Here is a 23,991-nt window from a genome sequence, read left to right on the forward strand (position 1 = left end):
CTTGCTTGCGCAATTGCATTCCCCCTCACTTCAGGTGATAGCGCTGCAGTGCGTTTTCCACCTGCTGCACCTCGGTACGCCCTTCATCGGCCAGCGCTCTTAACGCTGACGCCACAATCCAATAGCGGCTCGGCGCAGAGGCCTGCATCGAGCCTGCGCCCAAGGCGATAAATCGTGCATCTACATGCGCGGCTAATTGATCGACAATCACCTGCGGATAACCGGTGACGGCAATGACGGGTGCGCTACTGCCTGCCAGGCAATCACGTAAATGGCAGCTGCGCCTGGGGGCCAAGGGGTGCAAGCGGTTCCAGCGCTCCGCGGTCGCCGCCTCACGGGCCAACCGTGTGTAGCTGGGGCTGCTCCACACCTGCGCCGTAATATTCCAGTCCTGTTCCAGCAACTCTGCGGCGTACATCACCTCTTCCAGCGCCCGGCCAGCCCCGAGCAGGCGCACATCTGCTGCTTGTCCACGCCGGATCGGATACATGCCTTTGTGGGCATCCTCTCGGTCCTGGGCAGTCAGTGTCGTGTGGGCATCCTGGTCATGCAGCGTCAAATAATAAAAACCTGGCTGGCCGTCGATGTACAGCGTGCGTAGTCCTGCCAGCACAATCGCTCGAGCTTCGTCTCCCGAGGCGGGATCGTAGGGTGTGCAGCGTGGATGAGCCGCCAGCCATACTGGCAATGACGGGTGCGTGCCCTTGGGCCACGGGGAAGGCTGGTTCTCGATGTCATTGCAAAAGATGCCACGTTGGGCGGTCTGCTCCGACAGTGCGCACAACTGTGCAGACGATACTGCGCTGTGCAGATAGAGCAGGGGTTTTTCGCCGCGATTGCGCGCAAACCAGATAGGCCAGTTGCCCACGCGGCGGCTGCATGACTGGCCACGGATCACCCAGGCGTGCCGGCTGGATTCCAGGGTATTGGCCATGCTCATCACCGTATACAGCGGCGAGTTGGCCGGGCAAACGGCGGTGCTGAGTGCGTCGATGCAGCTCTGCGCAGAATGCGCGATAGAGGCAGGCATGGGTCCAAGCTCCTTCCAACGGATATTTGTACCCTACTGGAAATATGATTGCATTTGCAATGATTGCAATCGCACTTCAAGTCATGGGATTAAATTATCCGGCGCCTGTCGCGTTTAACTTTTCAAGCGCAGGAATGTCACAACGTCGACATTTTTTCGTCATGACGGCACTTTAGGCTGGGTTCGCAGGTCATTTACCTGCCACCGCTCTCATTTGAAGAAGGAGTCCACCATGGACGATTACCAGGAAGAACTGCTGGAGTACCAGGCATTCGAGTTGGACCCGCTGGATCCGGTTGACGATGCCACCGAGCTGTAACGCTGGCTTCAGGCGGAATGCCGCTGACTGCGGCGAAATTCCCCAGGGGTCTGGTTATTCCAGCGCCTGAAGGCCCGCTGGAAGGCTTGGGCTGAAGCAAAGCCAAGCAAGTAGGCGATCTCGCCAAATGCCAGCTCGGTATCGCGAATATAGGTCATGGCCAGGTCGCGGCGGGTGTCGTTGAGAATTGCGCGAAACTGTGTGCCTTCCTCGGCCAGTTTGCGCCGCAGTGTCCAGGTCGGCAGTTTCAAGCGTGCCGCCACCTCTTCCAGGTCGGGTTCCCGGCCGCCATTGAGCATCGGCCCGAGCAACCGCGTGATGCGCTCGCGCAGGCTGCGGGTGCGAGTCAGCTGCTCCAACTCCCTTTCACACAGCTGCAGCAGCAGGTGCCAGGTGCTTGGGCAGTGCTGTGGGTTGCGCAGCGCCAAGGTGGGTTGGCTCAGACGCAGTTGATTGGCATCGGCGCCGAAGTGCACCAGGCCGCTTCCCAGCCTGTTGTAGTGTTCGTGATAGTCCGGCGCGTCGAATTCGATTTCTATCCGTTGTGCCTGCACCGGCTGTTGCGCCAGGCTGGATAATTGTTGCAGCCAACCGGCGATGATCGAGTCCACCACAAAGCGGTTATAGGCGTTGTAGGGGCTGATGGAGTAGAACCGCAGCCAGGCGCCTTCGGCATCTTCATGAAAGCTCGATTGCCCGCGATAGTTGGAGCCGTACAGCGCTTCAAAGCGTGTGAGCGTGCGCGCCGCTTCGCGCACATTGGGGGCCTGGGCGGCGGTGACACCGGCCAGGCCGGCCTGGCTCAAGCGGCTGAGTTGGCCCATGCGCAGGCCCAGGCCCGGGTCGCCGGTCAGTTGGATGGCCGCGTGGCCCAGGCGCATATAGCGCGGGATCGACAGGCGTGCGCCGGCTTCAGCCAGGCGTGCAGGGTCCAGGCCGTATTGCAGCAACAGCGGTTGCGGGTCCAGGCCGTGGCTCTGGATGGCATCGGCCAGGGTGTGCACGAAGCCCACCGACAGATCCCCCAGGCGCACCGGCTTCAAGGGCTACAGCCAGATATTCAGCAGGCGCGCGCCACGGGCCTCGCCGTCGGCGAACACTTGCCCGTTGCTGCTCAGAAAACTCTGGCCGGCGCTGCCCAGGTCCCAGAACTGCCCACGTAAAAACACGCTCATGCCCGCCATGGCCTGGCTGACAGGCTGCTGGCTGATCAGCGTGAGGCGGCGCCAGGCGGCGCCTTCGCTGGTTTCTTCGGGTTTGAGGCTGACCTCGGAAGGCGTCGACACGCTCTTGAAGCCGCGCCATGGACGGTCCCAGGTGTCGCGGCCAGTGACGAAGGCCGGTACTGCGATCAGTTGCGCACCTTGCTCGTTGAGCTTGCGATAGTTGTCCGGGTACCAGCTGTCGCTGCCGACCAGGGTGCCCAGGCGCCCGGCAGGCGTATCCACCACGCTGACGACATTCTCATCGCCTGGCTCGATAAAGCCACGCTCATCGTAGATCGGGTAGAGCTGACGCTGCGGTTGGCCCAGTGGCAAACCGTCGGCGGCAAACACCACGCTGGCGTTGTACAGCGCGCCATGGCCGACTTCCAACTGCCCCTGGATCACGCTCGGGTTGGGCAGGGCGATGGAGCCTGCCACCAGGGTTACGCCAAATTCTTTTGCCAGCCCGCCGAACACCACTTGATAGTCGCGCGCCATGGCAGGGGCCTTCATGCGCAGGTAGGCGTCATCCATGCGGTTGTCGCCGGTGGCGCTGATCCAGGCTTTCGCAAACTGCAGTGGGTTGCTGATCGACAGCCAGTTCATCGCATCCTTCAAATGCGTGGCCTGGTACAGCTCGTTTTTTTCGCCCTTGAGCATCAGCCAGGTGCCGATATGTTCGGGCAGCACCACGATGGTCTTGGCGTTGATCAGGCCTTGGTCGCGCGCTTTTTGCAGGTAGCTCGACAGCTTCAAATGCAGGCGTTCCAGGCTTTGGTAGTCGGCAGGGAACAGCTCTGGCTGAATGCCGAGCAGATTGCCACGGTCGGCTGGTTCGCCCTCATTGACGGCGAGGGTGATACGCAGGTCCGACAGGTAATGCGCCACGGGGCGCTCCTGGGTCCAGACCAGATACGCGGCGAGGGCGGCAACCAGGGCCATGGTGACGGTGAACGCTAGAAGTTTACGCATGGGGCAACAGACAACAGACCAGGTGCAGGGTTCGCGACTAGGGTAGGGCCCATGGCGCGGCTTGCCAAGGGGCGCTGTGCATTTGGATCAATAACTTGTCAGTTTCAGTCATTGAGCCGTGGTCCACCGCCTCTTAGTCTGTGGGACATAAACCGATGGCACACCGTTCGAGTGCGCCACGTCCCGTGATGATCCGTTGTGGAGCTGTACCATGACCGCTGCTGCCTACCCGCACCTGCTGGCCCCGTTGGACCTGGGTTTTACCACCTTGCGCAACCGTACCCTGATGGGCTCGATGCACACCGGCCTGGAAGAAAAGCCCGGCGGTTTCGAGCGCATGGCAGCCTACTTTGCCGAGCGCGCCCGTGGTGGCGTGGGCCTGATGGTCACCGGCGGCATTGGTCCGAATGATGAAGGCGGGGTATACGCCGGGGCAGCCAAGCTGACCACTGAAGAAGAGGCGCGCAAGCACAAGATCGTCACCCAGGCGGTGCACGAGGCGGGCGGCAAGATCTGCATGCAGATCCTTCACGCCGGGCGTTATGCCTACAGCCCCAAGCAGGTGGCGCCGAGTGCGATCCAGGCGCCGATCAACCCGTTCAAGCCCAAGGAATTGGATGAGGAGGGCATCGAGAAGCAGATTCAGGATTTCGTCACCTGCTCGTTGCTGGCCCAGGCCGCCGAATACGACGGTGTGGAGATCATGGGTTCGGAGGGCTACTTCATTAACCAGTTCCTCGCCGCCCAGACCAACCATCGCACCGACCGTTGGGGCGGCAGCTTTGAAAACCGTATGCGCCTGGCGGTGGAGATCGTGCGTCGCGTGCGCGAGGCCGTCGGCCCGAACTTCATCATTATCTTCCGCCTGTCGATGCTTGATCTGGTGGAAGGCGGCAGCGTCTGGAAGGAAATCGTGCAGTTGGCCAAGGCTATCGAGCAGGCTGGCGCGACGATCATCAACACCGGTATCGGCTGGCACGAAGCGCGTATCCCTACCATTGCCACCAAGGTCCCGCGTGGCGCCTTCAGCAAAGTCACCGCCAAATTGCGCGGTGCGGTGCAGATTCCGCTGATCACCACCAACCGCATCAACACCCCGGAAATCGCCGAGCAGATCCTGGCCGAAGGCGATGCCGACATGGTCTCGATGGCGCGCCCGTTTCTGGCCGACCCGGAGTTCGTCAACAAGGCCGCCGCTGGGCGCGCCGATGAAATCAACACCTGCATCGGCTGCAACCAGGCGTGCCTGGACCACACCTTCGGCGGCAAGCTGACCACCTGTTTGGTCAACCCGCGCGCCTGCTATGAAACCGAACTCAATTACCTGCCCGTCAAGCAGATCAAGAAAATCGCGGTGGTCGGCGCCGGCCCTGCCGGTCTGGCCGCTGCCACTGTTGCCGCTGAGCGTGGGCATCAGGTGACCTTGTTCGATTCCGCCAGCGAGATTGGCGGCCAGTTCAATATCGCCAAGCGTGTGCCGGGTAAGGAAGAGTTTTTCGAAACCCTGCGTTACTTCAAACGCAAATTGCAGACCACTCACGTAGAGCTGTGCCTCAACACTCGTGTGGGCGTCGAGCAGCTGGTGGCGGGTGGTTATGACGAGGTGATCCTGGCCACCGGTATCGCGCCGCGCACCCCGGCGATCCCGGGCGTCGAGAACGCCAAGGTGTTGAGTTACCTGGATGTGATCCTGGAGCGCAAGCCGGTGGGCAAGCGTGTGGCGGTTATCGGTGCCGGCGGCATCGGTTTCGATGTATCGGAATTCCTCGTACACCAAGGCGTGTCTACCAGCCTGGATCGCGAGGCGTTCTGGAAAGAGTGGGGCATCGATACCCAACTGGAAGCACGTGGCGGGGTGGCCGGGATCAAGCCCGAGCGCCATGCGCCGGCCCGCGAGGTGTTCCTGCTGCAACGCAAGGCTTCCAAGGTTGGCGACGGCCTGGGCAAGACCACTGGCTGGATCCACCGTACCGGCTTGAAGAACAAACAGGTGCAGATGCTCAACAGTGTCGAGTACTTGAAGATCGATGACGCAGGCTTGCATATCCGCATCGGCGCCGAGGGTGAACCGCAGGTGCTGGCGGTGGACAACATTGTCATCTGCGCCGGCCAGGACCCGCTGCGCGAACTGCATGACGGCCTGGTCGCTGCCGGCCAGAACGTGCACCTGATCGGTGGCGCCGATGTGGCGGCCGAGCTGGACGCCAAGCGCGCCATCAATCAGGGCTCGCGCCTGGCGGCCGAGTTGTAAGGCGACAACAGGGGCGGTGTTAGACTTGCCGCCCCTTTCTCATTCAGATACCTGCCGATGGGCCCTTTCGATTGGCTGCCTTATGCGCCCCTTGAACCTGTGCAGCTTGATTGGCTGAACGGCATCGAGTTGGCCGTGCTGCGCCTGGACCGCATCGACCCGCTGATCAGCGGCAACAAGTGGTTCAAACTTACCGAACACTTGGCTCAGGCCCGCGCTACCGGCGCCAAAGGGGTTATCAGCCTTGGCGGGGCTCACTCCAACCATCTGCACGCACTGGCAGCGGCGGGCAAGCGCTTTGATTTTCCCACGGTCGGCCTGTTGCGCGGCCATCCCCAAGACACTCCCACGGTGCTCGACCTCAAGACCTTCGGCATGCAACTGCATTGGCTGGGCTACGGCGGTTATCGGGCGCGGCATGAGCCGGGTTTCTGGCTGCCCTGGCGCGAGCAGTATCCCGACCTTTATCCGATACCCGAAGGCGGTGGTGGTCTGGACGGCGCGCTGGGCTGTGGGGTGTTGGTGGAGCAGGCGCGGGTGCAGTTGAGCCACCTCGGTTGGACGGATTACGACGCATGGTGGCTGGCGGCGGGCACCGGCACTACCCTGGCCGGGCTGGTGTTGGCGGAGGTCGGCGCGCATCCGGTGTACGGCGCAATGGCTGTGCCGGATGATCATGGTGTGGCGCAGAATGTGAGTGCGATTGTGCAGACCGGTTATGAGTTGCTGGACGCCTGCCGTGGCGGCTTTGCCAAGGTCGATCCGCTGCTGCTCGACTTTATCGAGCGCACCGAACGGGCCTGCGGTGTGCCACTGGAGCCGCTCTACACCGGCAAGGCGCTGCTGGCATTGAAGCAACAGATCGAGGCCGGACGCTTTGCCCCCGGCGCGCGGCTGATCTTCATCCACACTGGCGGCCTGCAAGGCCGCCGAGGTTTCCTGTAGGTGTCAACGGGTGGGATTGTGCCCGCCCGGCATCATTCGCAAGGCAGTGTTATCGCGCATCACATAATGGTGAAAGATCCCCGCCAGCGCATGCAGCCCGATCAGCCAGTAACCGATCTGGGCGAACAGCACGTGCCAGCCTTCAATCTCCTCGGCCAACGCCTTGTTTTCTGCAATCAGCGGCGGTAACTCCATCCCATAGAACATCACCGAATGCCCCTTGGCACTGACGATCAACCAGCCGGCAATCGGCAACCCGATCATCAACGCATACAGCGCCCAATGCATCAGCTTCGCCAGCAGGTTCTGCCATTGCGGCGGTGCCGGCACGATCTTCGGCGCCACCCCCAGGCTGCGTGCGAACAGGCGCAGCCACACCAGCACAAACACGGTAAGTCCGAACATAAAGTGCATTTCCACAATCAGCGTGCGCGCACCGCTGCCTTTGGGGAACTGGCCGCGTAACTCAATGCAGGCGTAGACCACCGCCAGCAGCACCACCATCAACCAGTGCAACGCAATCGACATGGTGCTGTAGCGCGTATCGGAGTTTTTCCACGGCATTGCTTTTTTCCTCACTCATCAGGGCATACCTCCGCTCTTTAGCGACGGAGTACGTTAACTGTATGCCCGTTTTGAGCGCTTCGCTCGTTGCCAATGCCGTTGCCTTGATCCTGGTCAGTAACTTTGCGGCATTTCCCCGCGTGCCAGGCGTGCGTTGATGTCGGCGATGACATTCGGCAGGTCGTTGATAGTGTCGATCAGGTAGTGCGGGCGCGAGCCTTCGAACATCGTTTCGATGCGCTGACGCTCGCTGGCCAGTGTGGCGCTGTCCAGGGCGCGAAATTGCTCGTAGGTCAGGCCCAGGGCATTGCCCGAACAGGTCAGCGCTACGGTCCACATCCCGGCACGACGGCCTTCGAGAATACCCGGCACGGTGTCGTCGACCTTCACGCACGCGGCCACATCATCAATGCCCAGGGCAATCACGTTGGCCAGGGCCTGGGCCGGCCACGGGCGGCCGTTGGGGACTTCGTCGGTCGCGACCACGTGGTCAGCGACATAGCCGTTGGTGGCGGCCAGGGCGACGACCTTGTCCATCACCTGCTTGGGATAGCCGGAGCAGGAGCCGATCTTGATACCTTGGGCGCGCACGCCGGCCAGGGTGTCGAGGGCGCCGGGGATCAGGGCTGAATGTTCGGCGATCTTCTCGATTTGCAGCGGCATGAAACGCCGGTAGATGGCGGTCACGTCATCATCGGTCGGGGTGCGGCCGAAGGCCTTGCGGTAGCGCTCGGCAACTTGCGGCTGGTCGCAGAGAGTGCGGATATGGTCCCACTTGCCCATGCCCATCGGGCCACGGGCTTCTTCGATAGAGACTTGCACGTCGAACTCGGCAAACGCCTCGACAAAGATCTGCGTGGGGGCGAAGGAGCCGAAGTCGACCACGGTGCCGGCCCAGTCGAGGATAACGGCCTGGAGGGTGTTGGGGTTTTGATAGTTCATGGTTCAGATCCTGTGGTAATGGGGGAGTCAAATGTCCAACACTTCCATTTCTTGCAGCACATCGCCGATTGCCTTGACCGCTGCGCGCATACCGGTCGCGTCAACATGGCCGATGCAGCCCACGCGAAAGGTTTCCACCTGGGTCAGCTTGCCGGGGTAAAGGATGAAACCCTTGGCCTTGACCCGTTCGTAGAAGTCCTTGAACTGGTAGCGCGGGTCTTTTGGTGCGTGGAAGGTGACGATAATCGGCGCCTGGATCGCCGCCGGCAGGAAACTGCGCAGGCCCAGCGCAGCCATGCCGTCCAGCAGTGCCTGACAGTTGTCGGCGTAGCGTTGATGACGGGCGGGCAGGCCGCCTTCTTCGGCGTATTGCAGCAACGCTTCATGCAGGGCCGCGACGACGTGGGTCGGTGGGGTGAAACGCCATTGTCCGGTCTTGGCCATATAGGTGTGCTGGTCGAACAGGTCCATTGCCAGGGAATGGCAGTTGCCCTGGGAGGCGGCCAGCGCAGCTTTTTCGGCAAAGACAAAGCCCATGCCCGGTACGCCTTCCAGGCATTTGCCCGAAGCGGCGATCAGCGCCTCGAACGGCACTTCGCGAGCATCGATCGGCAGCGCGCCGAAAGAACTCATGGCATCGATGATCAGGCGCTTGTCGTGGCGTTTGACGACCTGGGCGATCTCCGCCAGCGGGTTGAGAATGCCGGTACTGGTTTCGCAATGGATCAACGCGACGTGGGTGATGGCCGCGTCAGCCTGCAGTAGGCGATCTACATCGGCAGCGGTGGTGGGCTCGTCCTCAGCGGTTTCAAAGGTGCTGAACGAGCGACCGAGCACTTCGCAAATCTTCGCCAGGCGCTTGCCGTAGGCGCCGTTGATCAGCACCAACACCTTGCCATTGCGCGGGACCAGCGTGCCGATGGCGGCTTCGACGGCGAAGGTGCCGCTGCCCTGCAACGGCACGCAATGGTGGCTGTCGGCAGCATTGAGGATCGCCAGCAGCTGCGTGCAGACGCTGGCGGTGAGCTGGTTGAAGCGATCATCCCATGACCCCCAATCCACCATCATCGCCTGACGGGTGCGGGTCGAAGTGGTCAGGGGGCCAGGGGTCAACAGGATCGGCGCGGCAGTGGTCATCTCAAATCCTCGCAAGGGTCGGGGTTGAAGCTACGGCGCCTAAATTGCAGTTTGGCTTGTTATCAATCAAATTGTTTGTTGTTATGCGAGCTATCAGTGAGGCCGATAGCTATGAATCTGTTCCAACTACGTGCATTCGATGCCGTGGCCCGCGAGGGCAGTTTTACCCGTGCTGCGGCGCGGCTGTTCATCAGCCAGCCGGCGGTAACCGGGCATATCAAGGCGCTTGAAGAGCATTACCAGATTGCGCTGTTGCGCCGTACCGCCCGCCGGGTGGAGTTGACCGAAGAGGGCGCACGCCTGGCGGCCATCACCCGGGCAATCTTCGGTTTGGTGGATGAGGCGCAGACCATGCTGGAGGCCAACCGGCAGTTGCTCACTGGGCGCCTGGAAGTAGCGGCGGATGGTCCGCACCTGGTAATGCCGATGATCGCCAGCCTGCGCTCGCGCTACCCGGGCATTACCGTGAACCTGCGCCTGGGCAACGCCCAGGAAACCCTGGCGGCGCTACTGTCCGAACATGCCGATGTGGCAGTGCTCACCGAGGTGGAGACGCGCAATGGCTTGCACCTGCAACCTCTGGACGAGTCACGGATTTGCGCGCTGGTGCCGGCAGCGCATCCGTGGGCAAAGCTGCCCGACGGGATTGAACTGGCGCAGCTGCATGAGGTGATCATGGTGCTGCGTGAACCCAGTTCCATTACCCGGCGCACGTTCGACGACGCGTGCCTGGCGGCGAATGTGCAGCCCAAGGTGCTGCTGGAACTGGACAGCCGTGAAGCCGTGACCGAAGCCGTCGCGGCCGAACTGGGGGTAGGGGTGGTGTCGTCGATGGAGGTCAGCCCGGACCCGCGGGTACACGCTGTGCCGATCCTGGGCGATGGCCTGCTGAACCGACATACGCTCGGCTGCATGGAGCGGCGCCGTTCGCTGCGCTTGATTCAGGCTTTTTTCGAGTTGGCGTGAAGGCTGTCACGCACGATCTCCAAAAAGCTCGCCACCACGCGGCGTGAGCTCTGTTCTTTCAGGCAGACGAGGGTTTCCTTCATGCGCTGAGTGCAGTCGCGGATCGGCATGGCGTACACCCGAGCGTCGGCGCCGAACTCTGCCGCCGATACCACGCCCACGCCAATGCCCACCACCACTGCTTCACGCGCGGCTTCGCGGCCTTCAACTTGAATCGCCGGGCGAATGCGCAGGCCGGCCTGGCGCATTTCCTGCTCCAGGGTCTGACGGGTCACTGAGCCGATTTCCCGCAGCACCAAGGGCGTGTCATCCAGGTCGGCCAGGCAGATGGATTCGCGCCCGGCCCAGGGATGGTTGCAGGCGACAAACGCCAGCAGTTGATCGTCGGGCAATGGCAGCGACAGCAGGCGCGCATCGTCGACATCGCGACCCAACAGCGCCAGGTCGGCCTGGTAGTTGTACAGGCGCAACAACGACTCATCGGTGTTGCCGGTTTCGATCTTCACGCTGATTCCCGGGTACAGCCGGCAGAAGCGGGCAATCTGTGGCAGTACATGTACGGGCGCATCCACCGCCAGGGTGAGGGTGCCAGTGAGCAGGGCGCGGGAGTCTTGCAGCAATTCTTCGGCTTGCGCCTCGATCACAAACAGGCGCTGAGTAATGCCCAGCAGGCGTTCGCCCAGGTCGGTCAGGCGTACCGAACGTTTGTTGCGGTGAAACAGCAACACGCCGAAGCGCTCTTCGAGTTTGCGCACCTGGTCGGAAATCGCGGGCTGGGTCAGGAACAGGCGCTCGGCGGCGCCGGTAAAACTGCCGTGCACGGCCACCGCATGGAAGGCTTTGAGTTGGGCATGGGAAACCGACATGGCACGTCCTCTTACAAGCTGAGCTTATATTTGAAATACGATAAATCGATTTTACCTATTAGTCAGCCATTGCTTTGATGCACCTCAGCCGCCGTAGGTTGAGTCCTACAACCTCGACGGCCATGGGCGCAGGCACACCGCGTTCATCTGACCAATACCGCGCCCTCCAAGGCCCGGCATTGCAGTGCTCAACCATAAAAAAAACAGGCGTTTTCTTTCGATTCTGCCGGCACACTCACACCTGAGGTCAGAACCACCATGAATATCCCTATGGGTAGCATCAAGCGTTGGCGCGTGCAGATTTTCGCCATCACCTGGCTGGCGTACGCCGCGTTCTATTTCACCCGCAAAGCCTTCTCGGTGGCAAAACTGGGGATCGGCGACGACCCAAGCTTCCCCCTCGATAAAATGATGATGGCCAACCTCGATGGCTTGTATCTCGCCGCGTACGCCGTGGGCCAGTTCACCTGGGGCATGCTCGCCGACCGCTTCGGGCCACGGGTGGTGGTGCTTGGCGGCTTGCTGGTTTCCGCCGCCGCCGCACTGGTGATGGGCACGTTTGCGACCTTGCCGATCTTTGTCACCTGCATGTTGATCCAGGGGTTGGCGCAGTCCACCGGCTGGTCGGGGTTGTGCAAGAACCTCGGTAGTTTCTTCCCGGCCCAGCAGCGTGGGCGGGTGTTGGGGCTGTGGAGTTCGTGCTATGCCTTCGGCGGCTTGGTGGCTTCACCGTTCGCCGGCTGGTGGGCCTACACCCTGATCGGTAGTTGGCACGCGGCGTTTATCTCCAGTGCTGCGGTGGTGGCGGTGGTGGCCGTGCTGTTCTTTATGTTCCAGCGCAATACCCCCCAGGATGTGGGTTTGCCAGCGGTGGAGCCCGAGCCGGTCATGAGTGCCGAGAACAGAGCCGCCGAACAGCGCATCAGTGTGCTTGAACCGTTGCGCGCTATCTTGCGCAACCGCACGGTGTTGACGCTGGGGCTGGCGTATTTCCTGCTCAAGCCGGCGCGCTACGCGATTTTGCTGTGGGGCCCGGTAATCGTCTACGAACAGATGCCGTCGGTGGGCAAGGTCGGCGCGGCCATCGTGCCCACCGCGTTTGAGCTGGCCGGTTTGCTCGGGCCGGTACTGATCGGCCTGGCTTCCGACAAACTGTTCGGCGCCCGGCGTATGCCGGCCTGTGTGCTGAGCCTGCTGGCGTTGACCGTGGCCCTGGCGTTGTTCATGGGCGCGCTGCACACCGGCAGTGTGGTGCTGGTGATGGCCTTGCTGTTTGTCATGGGCCTGACTCTGTACGGTCCGGACTCGATGATCAGCAGCACCGCTGCCATTGACTTCGGCACTGCCAAAGCCGGCGCCACGGCGGCAGGGTTTGTGAATGGTTGCGGTTCGGTGGGCGCGATCCTCGGCGGCTTGCTGCCGGGCTACTTCGATACCGTCACGGTGTTTATCGTGTTTGCCGGCGCGGCGCTGTTTTCTTCACTGGTATTGATGCCCTACTGGAACGCCAGGCCGGCTGTTCTGGCGCAGGTGGGGGACTTCATACCGGATCGCAGTGCCACCATCAAACCCCTGCGCACCTGAGGCACCTGGCCGGTTTTTTGGTGGATTAGCGTGTTCTTGCGCTATAAACTCTGCCCCCAAAGCGCCGGCCAGTAGACGTTTCGGCGCCATGGAAAGTAGAGAGTGAGTCATGGGCGCACAGTGGAAAGTCAAACATAAAGAAGCGGCAGCCAATGCCAAGGGCAAGATTTTCGGCAAGCTGGTGAAAGAGATCACCATTGCCGCCCGCAACGGCGCCGATACCGCGACCAACGCGCACCTGCGCCTGGTGGTCGAGCAGGCCAAGAAAGCCTCGATGCCCAAGGAAACCCTGGATCGTGCGATCAAGAAGGGCGCCGGTCTGCTCGGTGAAACCGTGCAGTACCACCGCGTGACCTACGAAGGGTTTGCCCCGCACCAGGTGCCCCTGATCGTTGAGTGCGTAACCGACAACATCAACCGCACCGTGGCGGAAATCCGCGTGGCGTTCCGCAAGGGCCAGCTGGGCGCTTCCGGTTCGGTGGCGTGGGATTTCAACCACGTCGGCCTGATTGAAGCATCGCCGGACACCCCTGATGCTGATCCGGAAATGGCCGCCATCGAAGCTGGCGCCCAGGATTTTGAAGACGGTGAAGAAGAGGGCACCACCCTGTTCATCACCGAAACCACCGACCTGGATGCCGTGCAGAAAGCTTTGCCAGAGCAGGGTTTCACCGTGCTGTCGGCCAAGCTGGGTTACCTGTCGAAGAACCCGGTCAGTGGTTTGACCGATGAGCAGATGGCCGAAGTCGAGGCGTTCCTGGAAGGCCTGGATAACCACGATGATGTGCAGGATATGTTTGTCGGCCTGGCTGGCTAGCCATCACTGCATAGTGGGAGGGGGCTTGCCCCCTCCCACATTGTTCCAGCGGTGTTAGATAGCGCTCAGTACGCCGTCGATTTCTTCAAAGCTTGGCCGCGCCAACACATCGGGCTGGCAACAGCTTTTTTGCAGTTCAACCAGATCCTCATTTACTGCCCCTTCACCCCGATCCAACAACTCCCCCAGCAACACCCCGAACGCGCGCACTTCAATACGCTGCAACGCCCTGGTTTCCAAGGTGTCGGCCGTGGCATGGAATGACGCCGCGCCGAAGTCTCCGAGCAAACAATCACCCGTCACATTCCACAGGATGTTGTGGCCATACAGGTCACCGTGGGTAATCCCCTGACGGTGCAAGTGCGCCGCCACCGAAGCGATGCCTCGTGCCATGCGCAGCGCCACGTCGAGGCTGAAACGGGTATCGGCTTCGTAGATGTCCCGGGTGCAGGACGCCAGGCTAGGCAGCGCCGCGAGGTTGCGGTAGCTCGGGTCGATCAGGCTCATGACCAATGCTGCCTGATCTTGCGGGTGCCCGATGACACGGCCTTGCACCTTGATCAGGTTGGGATGCAGCCCGGCGGCAATGCAGGCTTGCATTTCATGCAGCGGTGACCCGTCGCTGGTGATGGTGCCTTTGTATAGCTTGACCGCGACCGGCAGCGCCTGGGGTTTCCAGATTGCTTTGTGAATGATCCCGGAAGCGCCTTCGCCCAATACTTCTCCCAGTTCCAGTTCAGCCCAGGGAATGTTCGGCGTCCCATCTTCGCCCGTCACTGTCACGGCCATTTCCACCGGGTTGCCGGCGTAGGCCAGCCAGGTCAGGCTTGGCAAGGTCAGCAGCCACTGCGGCAGGTGGGTCAAGCGGTTGGAGGCGATGCGGATCAGTTCCAGGTTTTGGCAGTGGGCCAGGCTTTGCGGCAATTGCGTCAGTTGGTTACCGGCCAGCATCAACTTTTGCAGCAACGGGCGCTGACCCAGTTCATCGGGCAATTGGCTGATGCAGTTGTCGGTGAGGATCAGCCAGCGCAACTTCGGCGGCAGGGCGGCGGCGGGCACATGGCCGATCTGGTTGGCCTTGAAGCCGATCATGCTCAACTTCGCGCACTGCCCCAGGCACGCCGGCAGCTCGGTAAACGCGTTGTCCGAACAAAACAGCACACGCAGGTGTGTCAGGCGGTGCAGGTCCTCGGGCAGGCTACTCAAGGCATTGCCGGTGAGATTGAGGATTTCCAGGGAGTCGGCCAGGTCGAAGATTTCCCGGGGGAACTCGGTCAGCCCGCAGGCCAGGTCCAGGCGCTTGGCGCCGGCCAATTGGCCGGCCTTGAGTTGGGCGAGGGTATTCATGAACAGCGCGGCACTCGGAAGGGGGCGTAAAAGGCGCTCATGATAGCGGCTCGGGTGCGGTTTGCGGGCAGAGCATGTGCAACTGCTGCAAGCGGCTGGCGGTGCGGGCGAGGTCGATGGCCTGGCCTTCCAGGGCTTTATCCAGCGGCTGGTGACCCATGAGGGTCAGGTGTTTGTCCTGATCGTAGAGCACGTCCACCAGGTTGATAAAACGCTGTTGCACGGCGATAGGGCATTCGGCCAACTGCGGCAGGCCGTCGATGATCCAGTGGTCGAAGTCCTGGCACAGCAGCAGGTAATCCATCACGGCGGTGAGCTGTTCACACAGGTCGTTGAAGGTGAACAGGATGGTCCGTGCCTGATGGTCTCGGCACAGCAACTGCCGATTGCCAACCGTCAGGGTTTGCGCCGGGCCATTGGTGGCAGGCACACCCAGGCTTTCCCGCTGTGCCGGTGTACCCGGCCACACATAGTGGCCGCGGGTGAAACGTTGTTGGGCGTGGGCCTGGGGCAGGCTGCGGAAGTCCTGGGGCGCGCTGACTTCCAGCACGTCCATGCGTGCGGCGATCAGGTCGATCACCGGTTTGAATCGTTCGTGATACAGCGGGTTGGGCAGCAACCCTTCGGGCGGGTAGTTGGACGTTACCAATACCAGCACGCCGCGTTGGAACAGGGCCTTGAACAAGCGGCTGATGAGCATTGCATCGCCGATATCGTGCACATGGAACTCGTCAAAACACAGCACACGGCAATCAGCCAGCAACTGATCCAGAGTGACGCCCAAGGCATCCTCATGCTCGCGGTGCACAAACATGCCCTGGTGCAGCCGGGCAAAGAAGTCGTGGAAATGCACGCGTTGCTTCTCGGCGATGGGCAGCGCCTGGAAAAACCCGTCCAGCAGCCAGCTCTTGCCGCGACCTACCGGGCCGTGCAGGTACAGGCTGCGCGTGGCCTGGCCATAAAGCAGGTGCTGGGCCTCCCGATTCAGGGCGGTAATCGCCCGGATTTGGCCGTCACTGAGGGTGTAGCCCTGTTGTTCGGCCTTTTTCTGAAAATAGGCAGGAATGGGCGAGGCACCCCAGACGTCGGTTTTTTTACCCAGCAGGCGCTGGAACAGGGCAAGCACGGCCAAGAATAATCACTCTGTATTGCGGTGGTCGCTTACTGTAGGACGCTTGATGCCATTTGACCAACAGTGAAGGGCGCCGAGCCTTGCAAACTGGCACTTTCGCGTTAACTGGCTAACCTCATACAAGGTTGTTACCCCTGTATAAGGAATTGGGGCAGTGAAGGGATTGGCGGTATTGGCTGTCATGGGCGCGATGCTCTGCAACACGGCTTCTGCTGCGCAACTCCAGGTGGAGGTGCGCCTCGACGTGCAGCGGGGTTGCCAGTTGGTGGGCACCACTCGCAATGCGGGCATCGAGCAACTTGGCGTATTGGATTTCGGCAGCGGCCCGCGTCTGGATGACCCGGCCGGCCCCCTGAGTGCGGCCCTGATCAGCCAGCGCCAGCCGCGCCTGGAGTGCAACCCCGACACGCCTTACCAAATGCGCGTTGACGGCGGCCTGCACGGTGGCGTGGGCGAAGTGCGTTACCTCAGTAATGCGATGCCCTCAAGCAAGCCCATTCCTTATCGCATTTATGCCGACGCAGCCCGGTTGATCCCCTTGCCGGTGGACGTGCCGGTCAGCGGCCGCGTACCGGACACCGGCTCGGTTGATTTGCCGTTGTATGGCCGCATTGAACCGCTCAAAGACATCCCCGCGGTGGGGCGTTATTCCGACCTGCTCAAGGTCACGGTCACATGGTAAGCCGCTATCTGGCCATCGCGGCCTTGGGCAGCCTGCTGTTGCTGGCCGAGGACGCGCAGGCGGCTGTGGTCAACGGGCAGATTCACGCGCGGTTGGTGATTACCGCCAGTTGCGAAGTCAGCAAAGGCGTGGAACGCGCGCCAGTGACGCCGGACGGTGGCACTGCGCTGTTGGATTTCGGCAGCCAGGGACCGACCTGGAACGACACCTTAGGCGCGACCATTTCCGATGGCGATAAAGCGCCGCTGTCGGTGTCCTGCAACCCGTCGTTGGTCAGCAGTTTTACCGTGTCCATCGACGGTGGCGCCCATGGCGACGGCACCACGCGCCGCTTGAGCAACGGGCGCCAAACCATTCCCTATCGGCTATCGGCCGATGCGTTGGGCCAGAGTGCCTACCGCATCGGCCAGCAACGCAATTTCGTCGTGACCCAGGGCGCGCAGGTACCCATCCCGGTATTCGGCTCCGTGGTGGCGAATACCAGGGCCCTACCGGCCGGCATCTACACAGACACCCTGACGGTGACTCTGGATTGGTAAACCATGAGGATGGATATCATGCATGTACTCGTATCGCGAATGGGCGTGTGTGCCCTGGGCCTGGCGCTGGCCTCCAGCCTGAATGCGGCGACCACGGTTACCGGGCAGATCAGTTCGAGCCTGACCTTGATCGCCAGTTGCCAGGTCAACGGCTCCGGGGCGGCTACCGGGCTGAATTTCGGTAGCTTGAACTTCGGCACCACCAACAGCCTGTTTACCAATGCCGACGCCCAGTTGCTGGGCGGCACCGGCACCGGCGGGGCGCTGTCGATTCTGTGTTCAGCCGGTACCACGCCAACGGTGACGGTGCGTGCCGGCGCCCATGATGGCGCCTCGCCGGGGGGCACCCGTGCGCTGGCCGATGGGGCGGGTAACTTCGTGCCTTACGATTTCTACACTGACAGCGGGCGTTCCGCGCTGTTGGCGATCGATGGCGTGGTGACGCTCGCCACCAGTACCGGCGTGGCACAAACCGTCAACCTCTACGGTCGCGCGGTGGGCAAGGCGGGCCTGCCGGCAGGTACTTACACCGATACCGTGGCCGTGGAGCTGACGTTCTGACCCTGTGGCTCAGGCTGGGGGTGGCCTGTGGATTGGCGCTGCCGTTGCCGTTGTCGGCAGCGACCAGCCAGAGCTTCCAGGTCAGCGCGACCATTACTCCCGGTTGCCTGATCGTGGGCGGCGGCTCCAACTACGGCGCGTTGGCCTATGGCAGCTATTCGGCATTGGCCACCGGTACGGTCACGGCAGCCCTTACTGGCGGTGTGACCTTGCAATGCACTCCGGGGGTGGCGCTGACCATGAGTGTGGATGGCGGCCTTTACAACAGCGCCGGGCGCAATTTGCAGCTCAACAGCGGCAGCGCGCGGGTGGCCTATCAACTGTTTCGCGATGCGGCGTTCAGCCAGAGCCTGGGCGTCAGCCAGAGCGTCAGCGTGACTTACAGCGATGCCAACAACATCAGCCTGCCGATTTACGGGCGGGTGGTATTACCCGGCAATCAGCCTGGGGGGACGTACAGCGACACGCTGCAGGTGCAGCTGTCGTGGTAGGGCTAACGGTATTGAGGAGTGGATTTATGCATTCAACTTCCCGGCGGTGGTGGGCCGCGGGTATTGCCTTGGGGCTTTTGTGTGGCGCAGGGCTGGTGCAGGCGGCCAGTTCGGTGCTGATCTGGCCCATCGACCCGGTGCTGGAGGCCGATCAACAGGCCAGCGCGCTGTGGTTGGAGAACCGTGGCACGGAAACGGCCAACCTGCAGATCCGCGTATTTGCCTGGAGCCAGAACGGTTTCGACGAGCAGTACCAAAACCAGCGCGACGTGATCGGCAGCCCGCCGGTGGCCAAAATCGAGCCCGGCCAGAAGCAACTGGTGCGCCTGACCCGAACCCGCGAAGTACCGCCGGGACAGGAGCTGGCCTATCGCATCATCATCGATGAAATCCCCTCGGCGCTGCAGGTGCCGGCGCCGCCGGAAGGCAAGAACACAGCGGCAGCGATTCGCTTCCAGATGCGCTATTCGGTGCCCTTGTTTGCCTACGGCGCCGGGTTGTGGAGCAAGGACGACGCCACACGTCAACGCGACCCCAAGGGTGCCGGCAAGCCGGACTTGAGCTGGCAAAAGGTCAACGTAGGCGGGCGCAGTTACATCGAGGTGCGCAACCAGGGCGCCGTGCATGCGCGGCTCACCGATGCGTCGTTCAAACAAGGCGGGCAGGCCCGGCCGCTGGTAGAAGGTTTGCTCGGCTATGTGCTGCCGGGCGCGAGTATGCGCTGGCCGGTGCCGGATGCCGTATCGGCCGACCAGCCGTTGCAGGTCAGGGTCAACGGTGCGCCGCAATTGGAAAGCCTGGCGCCCAAGCGATAACCGTCAGGTAGCGCTACGGGCATACGCCCGGGTTTTAACAGGATGGAGATGTCCATTGAAGGACACAACGCCATGGTGAGTCGTGGTTGGGCTCGGGGTTTATGGCCATCGGTGGCAGTGGCAAGCGGGTTGTGGGGCGCTGCGATGGCAGGCGACTTGCCGCCGCCGCCGGGCAGCTTGGAGGCAGTCGCCGATGCACAGCTGTTTCTGGAACTGGTGGTCAACCAGATGGACACCGGCCGCGTCATTGCGGTCGACCAGCGCGCCGGCCAGCTGTTTGTGCCCGCCAGCGCGTTGCAGGACGTGGGTATGAAATTGCCCGGCGAGCCTGTCGGCAGCGTGGCCCTGGACCAGGTGCCTGGGCTGCACAGCGACTACGACAGCAATGGCCAGCGCCTGTTGCTGGATGTACCGCCATCCTGGTTGCAGGCGCAGTTTATCGGCAATCGCAATACCTATCCGCGCACCCAGGCCATGAGCAGCTTCGGCGCCTTGCTCAACTATGACGTGTATTTCAACGACACCGATGACGGCGGCAGCTACCTCGCCGCCTGGAACGAAGTGCGGCTGTTCGACACCTGGGGCACCTTGTCCAACACCGGGCAGGTGCGCCAGACCCTGGCTGATGGCATCACCGACAGTACCCTCGGCAACGGTTACCGGCGCTACGACACCACCTGGCGATTTTCCGATGATGAGCGCCTGCTCACCTACGAGGCGGGCGACGTGATCAGCGGCTCGCTGCCCTGGAGCAGCTCGGTGCGTCTGGGCGGGGTGCAAGTGTCCCGGGACTTTGCCGTGCGCCCGGACCTGGTCACTTACCCTTTGCCGCAGTTCGCCGGTGAGGCGGCGGTGCCCTCGTCGGTGGACCTGTTTATCAACGGCTATAAATCCGACACCGCGCAGCTGAAACCCGGGCCTTATACCCTAACCAACGTGCCATTTATCAACGGCGCCGGGGAGGCTGTCGTGGTGACCACCGACGCCCTCGGGCGCCAGGTGTCGACCACGGTGCCGTTCTACGTCACCAGCACCTTGCTGCAACAAGGCTTGACGGATTTTTCCGTGGCTGCCGGTACCTTGCGCCGTGACTACACCCTGCGCGATTTCGGTTACGGGCCGGGCATAACCAGTGGCACCTTTCGCTATGGCTATTGCGACAGCCTGACCCTGGAAAGCCATGCCGAAGCATCCAGCGACCTGACCCTCGGCGGGCTTGGCGCCAACCTGCGCCTGGGCAACTTCGGCGTGCTCAATACCGCCCTCAGCCAGAGCCAGTTCGACAGCCGCAGCGGCCAGCAACTCAGCCTTGGCTACCAGTACAACAGCACGCGCTACAGCCTGATGTACCAGCGCGTTGAACGGCGCGATGACTACGCCGACCTGACCCTGGTCGACACCCCTTACGCCAGCCTCAGCAAGCGCAGCGAGCAGGTGACGCTGAGCCTCAACCTTCAACGTTTCGGCAGCCTGGGCCTGGGGTATTTCGACGTGCAGGCGGCAGACGATTCGCGCACGCGCCTGCTCAACCTCAGCTGGAGCAAACCGCTGTGGCGCAACACCAGCTTCTACCTGTCGGCCAACCGCGAAATCGGCGACAGCAACTGGGCCATGCAGGCGCAACTGGTGATCCCGTTCGACCTCAACGGCAGCCTGGCCTTGAGCACCGAGCGCAGCAAGGACGGCACCAGTCGCCAGCGCATCAACTACAGCCGCGCGGTGCCCAGCGAAGGCGGCGTGGGCTACAACCTCGGCTATGCCCAGGGCGATGCGCCAAGCTATCGGCAGGCCGACCTGACCTGGCGCTTGCAGTCAGTGCAGTTGCAGGCCGGCGTGTACGGCAGCAGTGACGCCCAAACGCGCTGGGCGGATGCCAGCGGCTCGCTGGTGTGGATGGGCGGCGAAACCTTTGCTGCCAACCGTATCAATGACGCGTTTGTGGTGGTGAGTACCCAGGGGTTCGCCGGGATTCCAGTGCGCTACGAAAACCAGCTGGTGGGCCAGACCGACCGCAACGGTCATTTGCTGGTGCCATGGAGCAGCGCGTATTACCGCGGCAAATATGAAATTGACCCGTTGAACCTGCCGGCGAACGTGCAGAGCCCCAATGTGGAGCAGCGCGTGTCGGTACGCCGGGGCAGCGGCTATCTGTTGGAGTTCCCGCTGCGCCGGGTGCTCGCCGCCAGTATCACCCTGGTGGATCGCCAGCATCAGGAGCTACCGCTGGGCAGCCTGGTGGTGCACGAGCAAAGCAACACCCAGGCGGTGGTGGGGTGGGATGGGCTGGTCTATCTGGAAAACCTCAGCGCCCACAATACTTTGCAGGTCACCCTCAGTGAGGGGCGCACCTGCCAGGCGACATTCGCTATCGATGAGCAGCAACAGGACGTGCCCCTGATCGGGCCGTTGGTGTGCCAGTGAGTGCTTGAGCAAGGAGACTGCGGGTGAGGGGCAAGGCATGGATGTATGGGGCAGGGCTGTTATTTTCCGGGCAGGTTATGGCGGTGTGTTCGGTGGTTTCCACGGTGCCGGCCAGTTTCGGTTCGATCAGCTCGATGACGGTGCGCACTGCCGCGCAAACCAGCTCTACCACCAACTCCGGATTGAGTTGCACCCAGGCGTTGATTTCGCTGCTGGTGTCCACCGACCACTTCTACGCCACGATCACCTCGTCCACCGCCGGCATGGTCGGGCCGACCGGTGATGTGATTGGCTACACGATTTATGGCAACAACAGCACCAGTTATCCCATCACCCGCGGCACTCAATTCGATTTTGGGGGCGCGGGCGGCATTGCCCAGAGCATTGGCCTGATCGCCGGGCCCGGGGCGAAAACCGTGCCGTTGTACCTGAGCAGCATTACCGGCAGCAATATCGCAGCGGGGCTGTACACCGAGACATTGAACATCGCCTGGGTGTGGAATTATTGCTCGGGAATCGGCGTTGGCGGCATTTGCCTGGGGCGTGACACGGGCAGCGGCACGGCAAGCCTGACCGTCAGCATGACCGTAACCAATGACTGCCAGATCACCGCGCCGGATATCAGCTTTGGCAGCGCGCCGGTGGTCAGTGGGTTTACCGCAGTGACCGGCCAGACCATCAATATCGCCTGCACCAAGGGCAGTGCCTACACCGTGGGCTTGAGCGACGGCCAGAACCCGATCAGTGTCGGCGGGCGCCGACGCATGGTTTCCGGCAGCAACTACCTGGCCTATGACCTCTTCAAAAGCGCCGGCACCACACGTTGGGGCAGCGTCGGCGCGGCGCGGCGGGCCAGTTCCACAGCGGAGGTCAACCCCGGCAATGGGTTGGGCATAGGCAGCCAGGTATTTAACTACAACGCTCGCATCTACACCGACCAGCCCACACCACCCGGCGGCACCTACCTGGACAACGTGGTGCTGGACGTGGGTTTCTAGAACTTCATCAGCGCCGGGGTGGGCTGGTCTGCCGGGCTGACCATTGCGTAGTTATAGCCGCCGCCCGACCAGTACTCGGCCTGCAAACCATCGGCGCTGCGGCTGCCACGAGGCAGGAAGCCGTTGTTCGGTCCCGGCGGGCGGATATAAAAGCTGATGCGTCGGCCTTGGGGGTCTTGGTACAGCACCATGGCGGCTGCACCCTGATCGGTAGTGAGCAGGCGCCCGCTGACCGGTTTGAAGCCTGCCTGGCTCAGGTCGGGCAGGCGATGGGCTTGATCGAAATAGCGGTCGAGCCAGGCTTGCATAGTGCCGCTGCCGTCGTCGTTGTAGTCGGCGGGCATGACGCCGTCCTGGGCAAACAGACGGTAAGCCTGCATGGCATCGGTCATCGGCAGCGGCTGTGGTTGGGTGGCTTCGCGGGCGTGCCAGCCGCCAAGCCCGCCAAGGCTCACGGCAATCAGCAACACCGCCGCGCTGGCGAAGTGGCGGCGGGACTGACGCTTGATACGCTGACGGATCAACGCCGGGTCCAGTGCCGGATTACTCGGCTGTTGCAGGGTGCCGCTCAAGGATGCCCGCAATAATTGCGCGTCCTGTTGCCAGGCGTGGACCTGGGCGGCCGCTTCGGGGTGGTTGGCCAGCCAGGTTTCAAGCACGCGGCGGTCACTGTCCGGCAGTTGGTGATCGACGTAGGCATGCAAATCGCGTTCGCTGGGGGGCAGGCTGATCATTTGAGTCTCCGCAGGGCAGGGCCGGTAATTTCGCCATCGCTGAGCTGACGCAACGCTTGGCGCGCACGGGACAGGCGCGACATCACGGTGCCGATGGGTACCTGAAGGATCTCGGCGACTTCCTTGTAGCTCAAACCCTCCACGGACACCCACAGCAAAAGGGCGCGTTGTTCGGTGCTGAGTTGGTCGAAGGCTTGCAGGGTGGATTGGGCCATCACTGTGCGCTCCACCGACGGTTGCGCATCATCGCGCCCGGTGAAGAATTCGAGCATACGTGCATAGCGTCGGCTGCGGCGATGGGCGTCGAGGAACTGCCGATAGAGGATCGCGAACAGCCAGGCGCGCAGGTCGCCTTCGACACGCTTATCAGCCCAGGCGATGATCGCCCGCTCCAGGGTCGCCTGCACCAGGTCATCGGCGCTGCTGCTGTTGCGCGTCAGCGACACGGCAAAACGCCGCAACCTGGGGATGAGTTCGTGTAACTGTTCGTCGAGTTCATGCATGGGGATGAGTCTACTCACGTGTGTTGAAATAGACGTTGGTCCCTGTAGGTTATTCCACGCTTCGCGCAAAGAAACTTCCCGGCTAATACGTGGGAAGCGTCTGTATACCTTGAGAGTCTGTAATCTCGTGCGCAGCCCTCTATCCACCCTTGCATCTGTCGGCATTCAGC

23 protein-coding genes are annotated in these 23,991 nt (G+C 62.2%); 12 read left to right on the top strand and 11 right to left on the bottom strand.

Annotation, left to right across the window (positions count from 1 at the left end; genetic code table 11):
* Positions 1-25 precede the first annotated feature (25 nt).
* The 3 genes from J1G33_RS17580 to J1G33_RS17590 form a co-directional block, all read right to left on the bottom strand.
* Entirely contained in the window at positions 26-1,030 is a 1,005-nt protein-coding gene (locus tag J1G33_RS17580) for a hypothetical protein (protein WP_032880535.1), read from the bottom strand.
* A gap of 327 nt (positions 1,031-1,357) precedes the next feature.
* Positions 1,358-2,392: an AraC family transcriptional regulator gene (locus tag J1G33_RS17585; protein ID WP_103734452.1), complete on the bottom strand. Its 1,035-nt coding sequence runs from the start codon at positions 2,390-2,392 to the stop codon at positions 1,358-1,360.
* Between the two features lie 3 nt (positions 2,393-2,395).
* Entirely contained in the window at positions 2,396-3,526 is a 1,131-nt protein-coding gene (locus tag J1G33_RS17590) for a carbon-nitrogen hydrolase family protein (RefSeq protein WP_032880538.1), read from the bottom strand.
* A 211-nt stretch (positions 3,527-3,737) separates the two neighbouring features.
* Between J1G33_RS17590 and J1G33_RS17595 the strand changes: the two genes are divergently transcribed.
* Both J1G33_RS17595 and J1G33_RS17600 read left to right on the top strand, forming a co-directional pair.
* Entirely contained in the window at positions 3,738-5,777 is a 2,040-nt protein-coding gene (locus tag J1G33_RS17595; RefSeq protein WP_032880539.1) for an NADPH-dependent 2,4-dienoyl-CoA reductase, read from the top strand.
* 57 nt (positions 5,778-5,834) lie between these two features.
* Entirely contained in the window at positions 5,835-6,722 is an 888-nt protein-coding gene (locus J1G33_RS17600) for a pyridoxal-phosphate dependent enzyme (RefSeq protein ID WP_032880540.1), read from the top strand.
* 3 nt (positions 6,723-6,725) lie between these two features.
* Here the strand turns inward: J1G33_RS17600 and J1G33_RS17605 are convergent, their stop codons facing one another.
* The 3 genes from J1G33_RS17605 to J1G33_RS17615 all read right to left on the bottom strand — a co-directional run bounded on the left by J1G33_RS17605 (position 6,726) and on the right by J1G33_RS17615 (position 9,365).
* Positions 6,726-7,286 (bottom strand): cytochrome b, encoded by a 561-nt coding sequence (locus tag J1G33_RS17605; RefSeq protein ID WP_223018474.1) that lies wholly within the window; start codon positions 7,284-7,286, stop codon positions 6,726-6,728.
* A 114-nt stretch (positions 7,287-7,400) separates the two neighbouring features.
* Entirely contained in the window at positions 7,401-8,228 is an 828-nt protein-coding gene (gene phnX / locus J1G33_RS17610; protein ID WP_223018475.1) for a phosphonoacetaldehyde hydrolase, read from the bottom strand.
* A 27-nt stretch (positions 8,229-8,255) separates the two neighbouring features.
* Complete coding sequence (locus J1G33_RS17615; protein ID WP_148853540.1) at positions 8,256-9,365, bottom strand: 2-aminoethylphosphonate--pyruvate transaminase; 1,110 nt, start codon at positions 9,363-9,365, stop codon at positions 8,256-8,258.
* A gap of 111 nt (positions 9,366-9,476) precedes the next feature.
* Here J1G33_RS17615 and J1G33_RS17620 point away from each other — a divergent pair, with 111 nt between their 5' ends.
* Positions 9,477-10,331, top strand: coding sequence for a LysR substrate-binding domain-containing protein (locus J1G33_RS17620; RefSeq protein ID WP_223018476.1), 855 nt, complete (start codon positions 9,477-9,479; stop codon positions 10,329-10,331).
* Here the strand turns inward: J1G33_RS17620 and J1G33_RS17625 are convergent.
* Entirely contained in the window at positions 10,307-11,197 is an 891-nt protein-coding gene (locus J1G33_RS17625; protein WP_103734459.1) for a LysR substrate-binding domain-containing protein, read from the bottom strand. The genes J1G33_RS17620 and J1G33_RS17625 overlap by 25 nt on opposite strands.
* 258 nt (positions 11,198-11,455) lie before the next feature.
* Here J1G33_RS17625 and J1G33_RS17630 point away from each other — a divergent pair, with 258 nt between their 5' ends.
* Together J1G33_RS17630 and J1G33_RS17635 are read left to right on the top strand one after the other, a co-directional pair.
* Positions 11,456-12,781 (top strand): MFS transporter, encoded by a 1,326-nt coding sequence (locus J1G33_RS17630; protein ID WP_078821707.1) that lies wholly within the window; start codon positions 11,456-11,458, stop codon positions 12,779-12,781.
* Positions 12,782-12,890: 109 nt separating this feature from the next.
* Complete coding sequence (locus J1G33_RS17635) at positions 12,891-13,598, top strand: YebC/PmpR family DNA-binding transcriptional regulator (protein WP_005789254.1); 708 nt, start codon at positions 12,891-12,893, stop codon at positions 13,596-13,598.
* Positions 13,599-13,652: 54 nt separating this feature from the next.
* Here J1G33_RS17635 and J1G33_RS17640 read toward each other — a convergent pair whose 3' ends face one another.
* Both J1G33_RS17640 and zapE read right to left on the bottom strand, forming a co-directional pair.
* A complete protein-coding gene (locus J1G33_RS17640) occupies positions 13,653-14,945 on the bottom strand; it encodes a protein kinase (protein WP_223018477.1) in 1,293 nt (430 codons plus the stop codon).
* Positions 14,946-14,982: 37 nt separating this feature from the next.
* Positions 14,983-16,077, bottom strand: a complete 1,095-nt coding sequence (zapE, locus tag J1G33_RS17645; RefSeq protein WP_223018478.1) for a cell division protein ZapE — start codon at positions 16,075-16,077, stop codon at positions 14,983-14,985.
* A gap of 190 nt (positions 16,078-16,267) precedes the next feature.
* On the opposite strand from zapE, the gene J1G33_RS17650 reads away from it, so the two are divergent.
* The 7 genes from J1G33_RS17650 (at position 16,268) to J1G33_RS17680 (ending at position 22,584) form a co-directional block, all read left to right on the top strand.
* A complete protein-coding gene (locus tag J1G33_RS17650) occupies positions 16,268-16,759 on the top strand; it encodes a spore coat U domain-containing protein (protein ID WP_223018515.1) in 492 nt (163 codons plus the stop codon).
* Entirely contained in the window at positions 16,753-17,298 is a 546-nt protein-coding gene (locus tag J1G33_RS17655; protein WP_223018479.1) for a spore coat U domain-containing protein, read from the top strand. Before J1G33_RS17650 ends, J1G33_RS17655 begins: the two co-directional genes overlap by 7 nt.
* 18 nt (positions 17,299-17,316) lie before the next feature.
* Entirely contained in the window at positions 17,317-17,859 is a 543-nt protein-coding gene (locus tag J1G33_RS17660; protein WP_032881297.1) for a spore coat protein U domain-containing protein, read from the top strand.
* A 2-nt stretch (positions 17,860-17,861) separates the two neighbouring features.
* Complete coding sequence (locus J1G33_RS17665; protein ID WP_032880552.1) at positions 17,862-18,350, top strand: spore coat U domain-containing protein; 489 nt, start codon at positions 17,862-17,864, stop codon at positions 18,348-18,350.
* Between the two features lie 26 nt (positions 18,351-18,376).
* Entirely contained in the window at positions 18,377-19,165 is a 789-nt protein-coding gene (locus J1G33_RS17670) for a molecular chaperone (protein ID WP_032880553.1), read from the top strand.
* A gap of 72 nt (positions 19,166-19,237) precedes the next feature.
* Entirely contained in the window at positions 19,238-21,586 is a 2,349-nt protein-coding gene (locus J1G33_RS17675) for a fimbria/pilus outer membrane usher protein (RefSeq protein ID WP_223018516.1), read from the top strand.
* Between the two features lie 41 nt (positions 21,587-21,627).
* On the top strand, positions 21,628-22,584 hold the full coding sequence (locus J1G33_RS17680) for a spore coat U domain-containing protein (RefSeq protein WP_223018517.1): 957 nt from the start codon (positions 21,628-21,630) through the stop codon (positions 22,582-22,584).
* On the opposite strand, the gene J1G33_RS17685 is transcribed toward J1G33_RS17680, so the two are convergent.
* Both J1G33_RS17685 and J1G33_RS17690 read right to left on the bottom strand, forming a co-directional pair.
* A complete protein-coding gene (locus J1G33_RS17685) occupies positions 22,581-23,318 on the bottom strand; it encodes an anti-sigma factor (RefSeq protein ID WP_032880555.1) in 738 nt (245 codons plus the stop codon). The two genes, J1G33_RS17680 and J1G33_RS17685, sit on opposite strands and share 4 nt — an antisense overlap.
* Positions 23,315-23,821: a sigma-70 family RNA polymerase sigma factor gene (locus J1G33_RS17690; protein ID WP_032880556.1), complete on the bottom strand. Its 507-nt coding sequence runs from the start codon at positions 23,819-23,821 to the stop codon at positions 23,315-23,317. Before J1G33_RS17690 ends, J1G33_RS17685 begins: the two co-directional genes overlap by 4 nt.
* Positions 23,822-23,991 lie beyond the last annotated feature (170 nt).

The sequence above is a fragment of the Pseudomonas sp. P867 genome (assembly GCF_019891455.1).
In the GTDB taxonomy this organism is placed as follows: Bacteria; Pseudomonadota; Gammaproteobacteria; order Pseudomonadales; family Pseudomonadaceae; genus Aquipseudomonas; species Aquipseudomonas synxantha_A.